General features: G+C 69.0%; 10 protein-coding genes and 2 pseudogenes. 3 read left to right on the top strand and 9 right to left on the bottom strand.

Annotated features, from left to right (window positions below):
• Positions 1 to 673, bottom strand: a pseudogene (locus VD972_RS33660) (hypothetical protein); the annotation flags it as partial.
• Between the two features lie 25 nt (positions 674 to 698).
• On the opposite strand from VD972_RS33660, the gene VD972_RS33665 reads away from it, so the two are divergent.
• Both VD972_RS33665 and VD972_RS33670 read left to right on the top strand, forming a co-directional pair.
• Positions 699 to 1,091 (top strand): TIGR02266 family protein, encoded by a 393-nt coding sequence (locus tag VD972_RS33665; protein ID WP_324992898.1) that lies wholly within the window; start codon positions 699 to 701, stop codon positions 1,089 to 1,091.
• A 2-nt stretch (positions 1,092 to 1,093) separates the two neighbouring features.
• Positions 1,094 to 1,633 (top strand): DUF192 domain-containing protein, encoded by a 540-nt coding sequence (locus tag VD972_RS33670; RefSeq protein WP_324992899.1) that lies wholly within the window; start codon positions 1,094 to 1,096, stop codon positions 1,631 to 1,633.
• Positions 1,634 to 2,053: 420 nt separating this feature from the next.
• Here VD972_RS33670 and VD972_RS33675 read toward each other — a convergent pair whose 3' ends face one another.
• From VD972_RS33675 to VD972_RS33700, 6 genes are all read right to left on the bottom strand, one after another.
• Positions 2,054 to 3,853 carry a hypothetical protein gene (locus tag VD972_RS33675; protein ID WP_324992900.1) on the bottom strand — a complete coding sequence of 600 codons (1,800 nt, stop codon included), beginning with the start codon at positions 3,851 to 3,853 and terminating at the stop codon, positions 2,054 to 2,056.
• A 106-nt stretch (positions 3,854 to 3,959) separates the two neighbouring features.
• On the bottom strand, positions 3,960 to 5,945 hold the full coding sequence (locus VD972_RS33680) for an alkaline phosphatase PhoX (protein ID WP_324992901.1): 1,986 nt from the start codon (positions 5,943 to 5,945) through the stop codon (positions 3,960 to 3,962).
• Positions 5,946 to 6,152: 207 nt separating this feature from the next.
• Positions 6,153 to 7,628, bottom strand: a complete 1,476-nt coding sequence (locus tag VD972_RS33685; protein ID WP_324992902.1) for a hypothetical protein — start codon at positions 7,626 to 7,628, stop codon at positions 6,153 to 6,155.
• Positions 7,629 to 7,703: 75 nt separating this feature from the next.
• Entirely contained in the window at positions 7,704 to 8,666 is a 963-nt protein-coding gene (locus VD972_RS33690; protein ID WP_324992903.1) for a class I SAM-dependent methyltransferase, read from the bottom strand.
• 39 nt (positions 8,667 to 8,705) lie between these two features.
• Positions 8,706 to 10,448, bottom strand: coding sequence for a bifunctional diguanylate cyclase/phosphodiesterase (locus tag VD972_RS33695; RefSeq protein ID WP_324992904.1), 1,743 nt, complete (start codon positions 10,446 to 10,448; stop codon positions 8,706 to 8,708).
• Positions 10,449 to 10,564: 116 nt separating this feature from the next.
• Positions 10,565 to 11,818: a hypothetical protein gene (locus VD972_RS33700; protein WP_324992905.1), complete on the bottom strand. Its 1,254-nt coding sequence runs from the start codon at positions 11,816 to 11,818 to the stop codon at positions 10,565 to 10,567.
• Positions 11,819 to 11,888: 70 nt separating this feature from the next.
• On the opposite strand from VD972_RS33700, the gene VD972_RS33705 reads away from it, so the two are divergent.
• Positions 11,889 to 12,914 carry a zinc-binding dehydrogenase gene (locus VD972_RS33705; RefSeq protein ID WP_324992906.1) on the top strand — a complete coding sequence of 342 codons (1,026 nt, stop codon included), beginning with the start codon at positions 11,889 to 11,891 and terminating at the stop codon, positions 12,912 to 12,914.
• A gap of 4 nt (positions 12,915 to 12,918) precedes the next feature.
• Here VD972_RS33705 and ybaK read toward each other — a convergent pair whose 3' ends face one another.
• Together ybaK and VD972_RS33715 are read right to left on the bottom strand one after the other, a co-directional pair.
• Positions 12,919 to 13,395 carry a Cys-tRNA(Pro) deacylase gene (ybaK, locus tag VD972_RS33710; RefSeq protein WP_324992907.1) on the bottom strand — a complete coding sequence of 159 codons (477 nt, stop codon included), beginning with the start codon at positions 13,393 to 13,395 and terminating at the stop codon, positions 12,919 to 12,921.
• Between the two features lie 4 nt (positions 13,396 to 13,399).
• Positions 13,400 to 13,640, bottom strand: a pseudogene (locus tag VD972_RS33715) (5-(carboxyamino)imidazole ribonucleotide synthase); the annotation flags it as partial.

The raw sequence follows: 13,640 nt of genomic DNA on the forward strand, positions 1-13,640 counted from the left end.
GCCCCCCGGCCAGCAGCAGCGTCTCCAGCCGGAACCACCCCAGCCTCGGCGTCACCGCCAGCGCCTCGTCGTAGAGCGGGCCTGGGAGATGTCCGAGAAAGTGGTTGAAGGCGTACACCTGGGGCCCGGTGATGAGGGGCCAGGCCGTGTGGACGGCAGAGAGGAGCACCAGCCCGGTGTAGGCGAGCACCGCCCCGAGAGGCCGCCGGGCCCAGAAGCCGCAGAGGACTCCTGCCGTCGAGGCGAGCACCGCGGAGGGGAGGGTGAGCAGCGGGTAGAAGCCCACCAGCTCGAACGGATCACACTCCGTCGAGAAGAGTGCGAAGAGGGTGGAACTGAGGAAGGGGAGCACGAGCGCGGCCCCGTTCAGCAGCAGCGCGGTGCCCAGCGCCAGCGCCACGGCCTGGCCTGGGCGCTCTGGCCGGGAGAGCCCCTTCAGGCGAGGCTCTTCTCCCTTGAGGATGCGGCGCTCCTGGGCGGCGGCGCCAATGCCTACCCCAGCTCCCAGAAGGCCCACGGCGATGGAGAGGGCCAGTCCCAGCTCGAAGCCCGGCAGCCCGAAGAGCGGCAGGAAGACGAGGGCCGCCCCGCCGAGCGCCAGCAGACCCACCACGGCCAGGATGGCGGGACGACGCAACAGGGTGGAGGCACGGGACAACAGGACTTGCTGCATAGGCTCCCCTATACTCCCCGCCAGCATGCCCGAACAGAAGACAGGCCCCGAGCACCGCCAGCACACGCGCGCGCCCATTGAGCTGAAGGTCGACTACAAGAAGCTCAACTCCTTCTTCGCCGACTACACGAAGAACATCTCCAAGGGCGGCACCTTCATCAAGACGAAGAAGCCGCTGTCCATCGGCACGCGCTTCCTCTTCAAGCTCACCGTGCCGCACCGTGCGGAGCCCTTCGAGCTGCTGGGTGAGGTGGTCTGGTCCCAAGGGGACGGGGAGGAGCCCGGCATGGGCATCCGCTTCATCTACAGCAATGACGCCCAGCGAGCGGAGTTCGAGGGCGTCGTGGAGAAGCTCATGGCGGACAGCCTGGGGCAGGATCTGACCGAGAAGCTCCTGAAGAAGCCGGTGAGCTCCTGAGCATGAGCCGCGCTCCTATGAATGCGGTGGGTGCCGTCCTGCTGCTGATGCTGGCCTGCCAGGCGCCCGAGGCCCAGGGCAAGCCGCCGCCGGGCTCGGCTCCCCAGACTGACGTGACTGCGAAGGACTATGTGATGCCACCGCTGCCGCCAGCCTTCGTGCGCCTGCAGGACGCCTTCGGAGGAGTGCACCGGGTGGAGGTGGAGGTGGCCGCCACCCCTGAGAGCCGCAGCCGCGGGATGATGTGGCGCACGGAGCTGGCTGCCGGCAAGGGCATGCTCTTCCTCTTTCCGGAGGAGGAGCTGCAGAGCTTCTGGATGCGCAACACGCTCATCTCGCTGGACATGATCTTCATCAACTCGCAGAAGCAGGTGGTGGGGATCGTCGAGCGGGCTCAGCCGCGCTCGCTCGCGGCGCGCTCGGTGGGAGCACCCAGCCAGTTCGTGCTCGAGGTGCCCGGCGGCTGGAGCCAGTCGGTGGGAATCACGAAGGGCAGCACCGTCGAGTTCGAGGGCGTCTCGGGCATCCAGATCGTCCCCTGACCCCCGAGCGACGTGCGGCTGGGAGAGCGCAGGCGCAGACTGGGTGGGGGCCCCCTCCCGGCGGCACCTTGGGCAAACCTGTCATACAAGCGGACAGGTTCATCGAGGCCCCTCCGGTCTGGGCCCCCTGCCGGCGGCACTTGGCGCAAACCTGTCATACAAGCGGACAGGTTCATCGAGGCCCCTCCGGTGTGGGCGCCCTCCCGGCGGCACGTTGCGCAAACCTGTCATACAAGCAGACAGGTTCGGCGAGGTCTCCTCCGGCATGAGCGCCCTTCTGGCGGCGCCTCGCGCAAACCTGTCATACAAGCAGACAGGTTCGGCGAGGCCCCCGACGGGAGGTGCCCTCTCGCTAACGCTTTCTGGGCGGGTCTGGCCCAGCTGGGCAGTCTCCGCGCCTGTACTCCCGCAGGCGACGGATCAGGGGGCGGGCTTTGCGCTCACCGGCTTCGTGGCGGTCCGCCCCGTCGCAGGGCCACCTGGGTACCGCGTGACGGTGCCCTCATGAGGCCCAGGGAGTGGATCCTCTACTCCCGTCTCGACCGCCGGATCGCCGACGGGAAACTCTCGGTGGACGTTGATGGCCGGCTCCAGGGTGGCGTCTCGTCCGCGCGTGAAGCTCTGCTCGCGGACGATCAGCCGGTACGCCTTGTCCAGCTGTAGGGCGCGTGCGGGGCTCGGCAGGAGCAAGGTGGAGATGTTGGTGCGAAGGGCCTGCGTGGCCTCAGGGCGGAGCGTGCCCTCGGGGGTGAAGAAGCGCTCCAGCACCTCCTTGTTCGCGCGCAGCTCATCCCCGGCGCCGTTGTGCTCCAGGTAGTACGCGTACTCGCCTCGGCCGTCCGCGCGCACGGGCTCGCGTACTCCCTCCAGGCCTCGCTGGGACCAGTGGAACCATCCTGCCTGGAACTCCGAGGTGGGGAGCTTGCGGCCAAAGGAGAAGACGCTGTCGTCCGTCGCGCCGATGCCCGAGTGGCAGCCGATGCAGAACGCGTGCTCCTCGCGGCTCTGCGGGCGGAGCTGGCCACGGCTGTCCTCGATGAAGCCCTGGAGGCGCCAGCCGCCTCCGTTGCCGATGCCCTGCTCGGTGCTCCCGCCGATGCTGCGGGTCCTGTCGGGGCTCTGCACCGCCTCGAACGCCTCGCGGCTCGCCGTCTGCATGAGCGCGCCATAGGGGAGCCAGCCCTTCTTGATCATGTAGCGCAGCTCCTTCATCCGCGCTGCCATTCGGGGCTTGCCGTCCACCACGTCGAGGTAGCGCACGGTATGCGCGAACTCAGTCCCCTCCGGGAAGAGGCCGGCCGCGAGGTGGAGCTCGCCCTGCTGCTGCAGCGCGCGTGCGCGGCCCACCCAGCTCATGGTGCGCTGAGGGGGGGCCCACGTGAACCGCACCTGCCGCGCCGTACCAAGCCGGCCATCGCCGTCCAGATCGACACCCAGCCGGTTCTCCTTCACCGGAGCGATGGAGACATCCCGGCGCGTCACCAGGGCCTCCAGGATGGCGAGGTTGAGCGCGTATACGTCGAGATCCGGCTTGCCACCCTCGTCCTGCCGGAACGGCTCGGGGAGGCGGATCAGCACGTCACCAAAGGAGCCGTTGGTGGGCCAGAACGTCCCAGGGAAGGGGTAGTACGCGAACGCGCGCCAGCCGGTGTGGCTCCCGTCCGGCCGACGGTCGAAGCCGCGAGTGTCGAAGGAGAAGGCGAGATCCGGGATCCACCCCTCCCAGCGGCCGTTGTGATCCGTGTCCCACTCCTTGGGGGGCTGCTGGAGCGCCCTCGCGAGGATCAGCGAGCCCTCCGGGTCCAGGTAGTTGCTCTGGCGGACGTAGGTGAGGATCTCCTCATCTGGGACGGCCGCGACAGCCTGGCGCCGGTCCACGAAGAGGTTGGTCCAAGGGTTGCGCCGTGCCACCAAGGGGAAGGAGAAGTCGAGCTGCAGCGCGGCGTCGTCGACGTAGTTGGGCGGGCGGGAGCCCTGGTGGCACGCGAAGCAGGGGTTGTGCGTGCGCCCCGTGTCCTCCCGCGTCTTCGTGTAGCACTGAGGAGGGATGTACGGCGTGTTGTGCGAGAGCGCGTCATCGCGCGTGCTCAGCAGCGCGAGCCCCGCGTCCTGAGGGGAGGGGCTCGGAGCTCCCGCATCGGGGGACTTGGACTCCGTGCCGCGGCATGCACAGGCCGCGAGGAGGAGCGAGAGCGGCAACAGAGAGGCGCGCGGCGACATCAGTGGAGAGGCTCCTGCGGGTGCCGCGGAGGAGGATCCTCCGCGGCATCGGGGTGACTTCAGCTCCAGCGCCCGGGCCATCACAGGGACAGCCCGGGCCTGGGGTTTACTTCAGCGGCGGGAACGGCCCGAAGACGCCCACCCAGCTGTCACGGCCGGTCGCCTCGGGATCCGAGATGCGGATCGCATCGGTCTCGCCGTAGGGGTGCTGGACGGCGCCCAGCAGGTAGCCATGGCCGCCCAGGTCCGGGTACCAGAACGGAGAGGTGGTCTCGGCGCCGTAGGGCGTGGTCATGATGCGCGTGAGCTTCTTCGTCACGGTGTTGAAGGACCAGATGGCGTCGTTCTGATGCAGGCCCGTGTCCTCGCCGATGATCAGCGTGTTGTAGCCGGGCAGGTAGGCCACGTTGTCCGGGCCGGCAAGGCCGTTGACGCTGCACCCATTGCCCACGTAGGGGCTGCCCGCCTCGTAGCTGATCGGCACGCCCATGACGACGGGGTACCAGTTGAGGGGCGCATACTGGCTCACCACGTTGCCGGCGGCGTTGGTAAAGGAGCCGACGTTCAGGCCGAAGACGCCGCCGCAGGCATTGGCCGCGACGCTGATGTGGTCAGCCCCGCCCGGCTGGGTGACCATGCCCTTGGCGATCTCGGTCAGGGCGACGTAGACCGTGTGCGAGTCGGGATCGTAGGTGAGGCCCTCTTCCTTGTTCAGCTCGGTGGTGGCGCCGAGCAGGGCCGCATAGCGCCGCGTCTCGAGCCGCGAGGCCGCCAGCTCCATGCCAGGCTTGAGCTGGAGGCACTCGAGCTTCTCCGAGTTCGCGCCGCGGACCGCCTTGAACTCCGCCGTCGGGCAGGTGCCGTCCAGGTTCGGGGTCTCCGTCAGGAAGATGTCGGCGAAGGTGACGCGCGGGGTGGTGCCCGACGGGTGAATCAGAGCGCGGACCTGCGCGTTCGTCGCGTGTCCGAGGCTGATCCACTCGATGTCGGCGGTGAAGTTCGGCGAGCCGACAGGGCTCGTCTGGTAGGCGCGCATCGCGTACAGCGTGCCGGCGCTCAGATCCTTCTCCGTGTCGGCGATGAACATGTAGAGGCCCACGTTCGCGCCGTCATCGGTGAGCAGGACAGTCTTGTTGTCCGGCATGACGTACGGCACTTCCACCGAGCCGCGCCCGGCGGCGTAGTGCTTCTTGAGCGTCGCGTTGCCGTTTGCGTCGAGGGTGATCTCCACCGGGTAGCCGGCGAAGTAGGGCGAGTAGGCCGCCAGGAAGTCGGCGTAGTCCCCATCCGGGACTCCGTCCACGTTGGCATCCGTGAGGTTCACGCCAAAGTACTGGGCGGTGAGCTTGAACTCGGGGAAGGTGGGAGAGGTGGCCTTCGCCTTGAGATCGGCCCAGCTCGTGCGCTCCTGGACGAAGCGGGCATCCGGCGGGAACTCCTCGGAGGCCAGGTGCGTGTTCCAGGGCGACTTCATGCCGGCGCACGAGTACCAGAAGCCGTCAATGGGCGAGGTGTCGATGGCCTTCGTCGCCGTCGCCGTGAGGGTGCCGTTCGCGGCCTGGGAGATGTTCGTCACGTACATTCCCGAGGGCATCGATTCGGTGGAGCTGTACATGAAGGTCTTGTCGCCGACCTGGATGAAGGAGGTGTTGTCGTGGGCGTTGGTGACGACGACCTCGCCCGCGTCATCGCGCAGCGGCTGGCCACTGGCGGACAGCAGCACGTTCAGGCAGGTGGAGGGGCTGTTGGTGAGATCGCACTGGCGCTCGGGGCGGGCGGGATCCTGCTTGCCGCGCAGGATCGTCGTGAAGCTGATGGGGTGCTTGGTGCCGTTGATGTTGACCTCGTTCGAGGCGCGCACCTGGTGCTTCTCGGCGTTGGTGCGGGGGAAGCCTACGTCCGCGAAGGAGAGCCACTTTCCGCTCCCCTCGGGGCCCTGCTCGCCTGGAGGGCCGATAGGGCCGATAGGGCCGATGACGCCAGTGTCACCAACCGGGCCCGAGTCGCCTTTGTCCCCGGTACAAGCAGTGAGTGCCAGCGCGCCTGCGAGAAGTGAGGCCTGCCAGGTGCGACCCATTCGAGTCTTGATCATGTCGTGCGTTCCTCTTCCGAGTGGAGAGGGGCGGGAGGTTATCCGGTGAGGGGGACTTTCTGCATCCTGCGGCGGCGATTCTCGGCCGGGGGCAGATTTCACCCAGCCCTGCGGAGCAGGCAAGTCCTGCCGCGGCGTGTCGCGAACGGCCGAGAGGAGAGCTGACAGACGGCCATGCTCGAATCCGGCGAGGACGACCGAGGCGCCTCAGCGCTCCTTGTAGAGCAGCGACAGCCGTACCGTGCGAGGCCCTCCGAAGCCGGGCCACTTCCAGCCGTACCACATCCATGGACCGTAGCCGTAGTCGAAGAAGGGGCCGGGGGAGCGGGTGAGCAGCTTGCCCGGGAGGACGTAGGAGTCGGAGCGGAGCAGGGTGTAGCCCAGCGCCTCGATGTCCGCTGCGGTCAGGTGGTGCCAGGCGTGGCCCAGCTGGTCCTCCCAGAAGATGAGCGTGCCTGGGGGCGCCTCGCGGAGCAGCCGCACGTTGTGCTCCCGGTCTCCTGTGAGGGGAGGAGCCTGCTTCGGATCGTAGTCGAGCGCCGCGTACATGTAGCGCTGGCTGGCATGGAACCGGTGGACCGGACGGGGCGCCTCGCGGAAGCGGGCCAGGGTGGCATCAATGGCCCACGCGTCGCGTGACCACTCGGCGGCATCCACGTAGAGGAGCGCCGCCAGCGCCGAGGCTCCTAGCACGAGCGCTCCCAGCGCACTCACGAGGCGCCTGCGTGGCAGCCACTCGGCGAGGGCATTCCAGCCGGCCAGGGTGATGAGGGCCATGGCGGGGGAGACACAGACGAGGTAGCGCGGATAGCCCGCATCGCCGAACAGGCCGAAGGTGCGGAACACGGAATGAAGGAGGAAGAGCGTGAGGAAGGCCGAGGTGGCCTCGACGAGCCGGCGGCGGAGGAGCAGCACCCCCAACCCCACGACGAGGGGGAGGGCGAGCAGCGGCCCGACGATCTCCGGCAGGCGGAAGACATAGCTCCAGATCGGCTCGGTGCCGTAGGCGGAGTTCGTCGCGTTCCAGTCCTTGGGCCAGTCGTGGAGGATGAAGAGGGGATTGCCTGTGAGGAGCACCGAGGCCAGCCACCAGAGCGCGAAGCCAGCCGCGAGCCGCAGGGTGGATGGCAGCCGCCTCCAGAGGGGCCGGGGATTGCGCCGGTCGAGGAGGATCCACACGCCCCAGAGGATGCCAAGGAAGAACCCCTCGGGCCGGGCCAGGATCAGGAGCGAGGCGACCCACATGCCGGCGTTCACGCGGCCGGAGAGGTGGAGTCGCAGGGCGAGGATGAAGACGAGCGCGAAGAGCGGCTCGGTCATCAGCTCATGGCACAGCAGCAACCAGGAGGGCTGGAACCAGAGGAGTGGGATGACCAGGTGAGCTCGTGCGAGCCCCAGCTCCTCGGCGAGCCGGAAGGTGTGCCAGCCGGTGGCAAGGCACAGGGCGACGGTGACGAGCTTGGCCACGGAATAGCCGAGCTGCGCGGGTGGGGCGTAGACGAGCTCGAAGAGGGGCCGGGCCCATGCCTTGACGAAGAACCAGGGGTAGTCGAAGGCCCAGCGAGCGAACACGTAGTGCTGCCCACCGTCCTGCTGGTAGCTGTCCGGGAACAGCCTCACCAGCACGACGCCGAGCAGCGCCAGCACAGCGCTCCAAGCCAGGGCTTTGTGCCAGCTTCGCATGGCGACCTGCCTGGAGTTCCACGAGGAGGCCGCTCGCGTCAAGCCCAGGGACAGGCTGGCCGCGGGGCCTGGAGCTCAGGGCTCACCGCGTACCGCAGTGAGCAGCAGGTCGTACTTTCCGCCGAGGAAGGTGCGGAAGCCGTGCTGGTGCAGGTAGCGGCGGTAGAAGGAGAGGTCCTTTACCAGCAGGGAAAGGTCCGGCTCGCGGAGGTTGCGCACCCGGGCGCCGTAGATCACCTCCCCGTCGCGGAAGCGCGAGTTGGGGAAGCCGAGCACGAGCGCGGCCCGGGGCTCGAGGTGCTCCTGTACGAGGCGGCGCAGCAGTGCATGGTCGTCCACGCCGGGGCTCTGCAGCGTGCCCACCGACACCACGAGGCTGAAGCGCCCGAGCCCTGGCGGCAGGGAGTTGAGGTCGGCGAGGACGAAGTCGTGGTGAGCGTCGGGGAAGCACGAGCGTGCCTCGGCGAGCGCGCTGGCGCTGTGGTCCACGCCGACGAAGGTGACGTCCGGCGAGCCCTCGAGCCAGGCGAAGGCGGCCAGCTCATCCCCGCGGTTGACGCCCAGGTCCAGCACCCGCGCGCCGGCAGGAAGCGGGACGCGCCCGAGCGCTTCAAGCCAGGGCAGGAGAAAGCCCGCGTCCTCGAGCTTGCGCAGCCGGGAGAACGCGGAGCCCGCGCCATAGCGCTCGTGCTGCGGGGTCGCCTCTGCGGCGTCCTCGCCGCCGGCATGCCAGGGAGCCTCGGGACCCAGCCGTTCGAAGGTGAGCGCCACATGCGTCTCGTCCACCCCGCGCGGTGTGAGGAGCCGGCACGAGAGCCCCTCGGCCAGGTCGCACCAGCTGCGCAGCGGCCGATGCACGAGGCCGCCACCCGGTCCCACGCGCTCGCCCGGGTAGCAGCCGCGGCCAAGGTCCGGATCGGGCACCTCGATGCACGCCCTGCCGGCACCGAGTGCCTCCCTCAGGTGGCGGTGGATGAGGACGAGCGGCTCATCGTGGAAGCGCCGCGGGCGTGCAGGAGGCTCGGTGGGGCTCGGCATGGCGTGGCCAGCCTACCTGAGCGCCTCGCGCAAGCCAGGCTACGACTGTGCGCGGCGCTCGAACATGAACGCACTGGCGCGTGTGTTGGCGGCCAGCTCCTTCACCTTCTTCTTCAGTGAGGCCGCCAGGCTGGAGAGAGAGGCCGGGTGCACGCTCCCGCCCATCTTCCGGCTGTCCAGCACCGCCAAGCTTAGCGTCACCGGGGGTACCTGCACGCTCAGGCCCTTGCGATCCGTGGCCTCGAAGTACCCGCGCTCCAGATCGCTCGCGTCGAACAAGGAGCGCTTCTCCTCGTCGAAGCGGCGGCAGATGGCCTCCAAGGCCCCGGGCTCGACATGCCCCGGGCACACGAGCACGAAGTCATCCCCACCCGCGTGGCCCAGGTGGCTCCCGGACGGCAGCAGGTGCAGGCTCTCCGAGAGCACGCGCGCAGTGAGCCGAAGGAGCTTGTCCCCCTGAGGGAAGCCGTAGCGATCGTTGTACCTGTTGAAGCAGTCCAGATCCCCATAGATGACGGCGAACTCCGCGCCTGGGAGCGCCTGGCGGATCCACCGCTCGATCATTCCGTTCCCCGGCAGGTGCGTCAGGGGGTTGGCCCCCGTGGCCGCGCGCACCTCCAGCTCTGCGGCCCGGGCGATGAGCTGCTTCATCGTCACCGTGCCCAGGAACCTTCCTTGCGCGTCCGTCACCACCACCGGCTCGTAGAGCACCTCCGGTGCACGCTCCATGGCCACCCTGGCCAGCGCGGTGATGGCCAGGGTGTCCTCCACCACGAGCGGCCGCTCATTCGACGCCAGCTCGGAGTTCTGCCGAGTCACCAGGGCCCGGGGCCTCTCTCCCTCGACGATGACGACATGATCCAGCCCTGGGGTGCGGTGGAAGAGCCGCTTCAGCTCCTCGGTCCCCATGCCCGAGTCCACCCAGAGACGCTGGATGACGATGCCACCCACCGTCTCGTCCTCCTCGTCCTTCTGGAAGAGGAGCGCGCGGGTGGCCTCGCGGCGGCGCAGCTCGAACTCCTCGGAAGGGTGGGGGGGATCGCTGGCGGGCCGTGCCACCAGGAAGCCCTGTGCGTGGCGGAGGCCCAGGCGCAGCAGCACGTTCAGCTCGTCCCAGGTCTCCACGCCCTCGGCGATGAGGGTGCAGTCCACGCTGGAGGCGAAGGCGGCCAGCGACTTCACCAGGAACTGCTTGTACCCACTCCGGTGGATGTCCCGCACCAGCGCCTGATCCAGCTTGATGAAGTGCGGCGCGCTGTGCACCAGCGTCACCAGCCCCGAGTGCCCCGCGCCAAAGTCATCCAGGGCGATCCCGAAGCCCTGGCCCATGCACTGGCGCGTGATCTGCTGGAGCTGCTCCAGGTCCGCGAAGGCGCTCGTCTCGGTGATCTCCAGGACGATCTGCCGAGGGCTCACGCCATGCCGCGCGAGCAGCTCCAGGGTGGAGCCGTCCCGAAAGCGCGGATCGCTCAGCACGTCCGGCCCTACGTTGAGGAAGAAGGGGACTCGCCGATGCTCGATCGGCAGCAGGGCGATGCGCCGGACGGCCGCTGTCCAGCATGCCCGCTCCAGCTCCCAGGAGACGCCCTCCACCCGGGCTCTGCTGAAGAGCACGTGCGGCGCCTGCACAGGCCCCACGCCACGTGAGAGCACCTCGTACCCGATGGGCGCTCCGGTCCTCAGATCCACGATGGGTTGGAAGACGGAGGTGATCCGAGGCTCGTCACCATCCCAGAGCCAGGCTGGCGGATCGACGGCACCGCGGGTCAGGGGATGGCTCATGCCTGGAAGATGTAACGGATCCCTCTGACCGCCCGACACCGGGTGAGTGAGCGCCAGTCAACAAACCCGTGGCACGAGCGTCACAAGCGCACGCTCGAACTCTCGGAGGGTGAAGCTCAGGACACTCGCTCTTGCGCGATCCGAGGAGCGGCCTCCGTGCTCTCCGCGACGGGAGCGATGGGAGACAGGCTCTCGGCAGCCACCGGCACGGGAGCGGGTGCAGCGGGCGGTGCCTCGGTCTGGGCGAGCGTCGCCTGGGCCGCCACCGCATCCATTATTTGTCCCTCCTCGAGCTGGGACGTCGAGAGTGCACGGAAGCGACGGGCCAGCGCCGACAGCTCGGCGGCCTTCAGCTGCGCGTGCCCGCTGCGCAGCGACAAGAGCGCCACGCGAGCCCGATCGAGCTGCGCCACCTGCGCTCGCAGCCGCGCGAGGATGCGCTCCCGGCGCAGCTTGAGCTCTCCCAGCCGCTCGATCTCCTCGGCCAGGGAGGACGCGGCGGACTCGAGCTGCCGGCGGGCGATCTCATCGATGGTCGCCTTCGCGGCGCGAAGCAGCTCCTCGCGCTCCTTCTGGAGCTCGGTCTGGGCGCGCTCCTCGAGCTGGGCCTCCACGCCGGCCCACTCGGAGGCCAGCTCCACGGCGTCCCGCGTCATCTTGGACAGCGTCCGAGCCAGCTCCTCACGGGCAGGCTCGCGGGGGAGCTGCGCCAGGGACTGGCCGCACTGCCGGTAGATCGTCAGCGCGCGCTCGGCCAGGGTGTGGAAGTCACCCGAGAGCTGAGGCAGCAGCTCCTCGCAGCGGGCCTCCACGGGATCCGAGGAGAGTGCCAGGTGCGCGGCCACGGAGCTCAAGCCCACGAAGAGGCCCACGACAGCACCGGCCACACCCGCGCCCAGCAGCACGGGGGTGGCCAGATCCGCCAGCCGTGCGAAGAGGATGCGCGCCACCTCCACGCCCCCCAGGGTGAGCCCGGCACACAGGCCCGCGCCCAGCACATAGTTGACGAGGGTGGGGCGCCGCTCGCCCACCTGTCCCTCCGCGCCCCGCTCGTTGAGGTGGGCCCGCACCAGCAGGGCTCCGGCCGTCGCGGCGCTCAGCCCCGCAGTCCAGGCAGGCGCCATGCCCAGGGCGTAGGGCAGGGCGGGCAGCAGCACTCCCAAGATCGACAGCAGGAGCCGGTCCCACTTGTCCCCCCGGGCCACGGCCAGCAGGGTGCCGGCGATGGCGAGGTAGGCCAGGGGCACCGGCAGCCCGGCCTTGAGACTGGCCAGGTGCAGGAGGCCAGCGCCGGCTCCGGCAGCCAGCGCGAGGGTGACGTTTCGCTCGAAGGTTTCGCGGTGGTGGAGTTGCAGCACAGTGGCAGACATCGGGGCTCCGACGCGGAGGGCGAGAGAAAGGTTCCCGTTGGAACGCGTGGAGGAATAAAAAGGTCTGTGGATGACGACCTCTGGCCTCCCCGAGACGATGCGAGCGCTGTGCCTCACGGCCTACGACGGTCGTCCGGAGTCACTCCAGATGACGGAGCTGCCCGTACCGAAGCCCGGCCCCGGCCAGGTGCTGGTGCGAGTGGCCGCGGCCCCCATCAACCCCTCGGACCTGATGTTCGTCAGAGGACTCTATGGCGTGAAGAAGCCGCTGCCGGCGGTGCCCGGCTTCGAGGGCAGCGGGAAGGTGGTGGCGGCGGGGAGCCTGGCGGGGCGGCTCCTGGTGGGGCGGCGGGTGGGATGTGTGCCCTTGCCGACCATGAACGGGACCTGGGCCGAGTACGTGGTCGCTCCGATGGGGCAGTGCATCCCCTTGCTGCCGCGCATCAACGATGAGCAGGGCGCCAGCTTCTTCGTGAACCCGTTCTCGGCGTGGGCGCTGATGGATCAGGCGCGGCGGGGGAAGCACCGGGCGCTGGTGCAGAGCGCGGCGGCGAGCACGCTGGGGCGAATGCTGCTGAAGCTGGCACAGAAGGAGAAGCTCCCGATCGTGAACGTGGTGCGCCGGGCCGAGCAGGAGGAGCTGCTGCGCAAGCTCGGGGCCGAGCACGTGGTGAACAGCAGCGAGCCCGAGTTCGAAGAGCGGCTGCGGCTCCGCTGCCAGGAGCTGGGGGTGTCGCTGGCCTTCGATGCGGTGGCGGGGCCGATGACGGGCCACCTCGCCCGGGCGCTGGTGGATGGGGGCACGGTCATCGTCTACGGGGGACTCTCCGAGCAGGAGTGCCGCATCCACCCGCAGGAGTTCATCTTCCACGGCAAGAAGCTCGAGGGCTTCTGGCTCTCGGACTTCTTCAAGGGACGCTTCGGGAAGGATCAACTCCGGGCGCTGGTGGACGTGCCCATGTTGGTGGGAAAGGACTTCGAGACGCCCGTCCGCGCGAAGCTGCCGCTGGAGTCCGCGGGTGAGGCGCTGCGCATCGCCGCCTCGGACATGACGGCGGGCAAGGTGTTCTTCACGCCGAACGGCACGAAGTCCTGAGAGCTCAGCTCTTGGCGCGGGAGATGGGGCCGACCTTGCCTTTGACTACCTTCAGGTAGTCCGCCGGGGCGATGAGGATCTGCGTCCCACGCACTCCGGCAGACACCGAGATCACGTCGAAGAGCTCCACCGTCTCCTCCACGAAGACGGGGTACTCCTTCTTGCCGCTGATGGCTGTCACCCCGCCGCGGATGAAGCCCGTGAGCGGCTGCAGCTCCTTGAGCGGCACCGTGTCCACCTTCCGGTCCCCGCTCAGCTTCGCCAGCGCCTTCAGGTCCAGCTCCCCATCGCCCGGCACCACGGCCATCAGCACGCCCGTCCGGTCCCCGCGCGCCACCAGCGTCTTGAAGACCTGCTCCGCCGGCAGCCCCACCTTCGCGGCGACCGTCTCCGCGGAGAGATCCTCCGGATCCACCTCGTACTCGCGCAGCTCGTACTGGATGCCCAGCGTGTCCAGCAGACGGGCGGCGTTCGTCTTCACGGCGTCAGATCCCCAGCGCCTGGGAGGCCGCCTTCACCCTCGCCAGCGCATCCTCGGGAGTCGTGCCCACCGCGGACAGGTGGCCCATCTTCCGGCCCTTGCGCGCATCGCGCTTGCCATACAGGTGCAGCCGTACACCCGGCATCGCCAGCACCTGCTCGAAGCGCGGCCCACCCTTCTGCAGCCACAGGTCTCCCAGCAGGTTCACGATGGCCGCCGGCCGCACCACCTCCACCGAGCCGAGC

Source organism: Hyalangium sp. (genome assembly GCF_035629615.1).
Lineage (GTDB): Bacteria > Myxococcota > Myxococcia > Myxococcales > Myxococcaceae > Hyalangium.

What these genes read in the sequence shown, in the direction of transcription:
- VD972_RS33665 (WP_324992898.1), top strand. Translation starts at nt 699, where the DNA reads ATGCCCGAACAGAAGACAGGCCCCGAGCACCGCCAGCACACGCGCGCG.
- VD972_RS33670 (WP_324992899.1), top strand. Translation starts at nt 1,094, where the DNA reads ATGAGCCGCGCTCCTATGAATGCGGTGGGTGCCGTCCTGCTGCTGATG.
- VD972_RS33675 (WP_324992900.1), bottom strand. Translation starts at nt 3,853, where the DNA reads ATGTCGCCGCGCGCCTCTCTGTTGCCGCTCTCGCTCCTCCTCGCGGCC.
- VD972_RS33680 (WP_324992901.1), bottom strand. Translation starts at nt 5,945, where the DNA reads ATGATCAAGACTCGAATGGGTCGCACCTGGCAGGCCTCACTTCTCGCA.
- VD972_RS33685 (WP_324992902.1), bottom strand. Translation starts at nt 7,628, where the DNA reads ATGCGAAGCTGGCACAAAGCCCTGGCTTGGAGCGCTGTGCTGGCGCTG.
- VD972_RS33690 (WP_324992903.1), bottom strand. Translation starts at nt 8,666, where the DNA reads ATGCCGAGCCCCACCGAGCCTCCTGCACGCCCGCGGCGCTTCCACGAT.
- VD972_RS33695 (WP_324992904.1), bottom strand. Translation starts at nt 10,448, where the DNA reads ATGAGCCATCCCCTGACCCGCGGTGCCGTCGATCCGCCAGCCTGGCTC.
- VD972_RS33700 (WP_324992905.1), bottom strand. Translation starts at nt 11,818, where the DNA reads ATGTCTGCCACTGTGCTGCAACTCCACCACCGCGAAACCTTCGAGCGA.
- VD972_RS33705 (WP_324992906.1), top strand. Translation starts at nt 11,889, where the DNA reads ATGACGACCTCTGGCCTCCCCGAGACGATGCGAGCGCTGTGCCTCACG.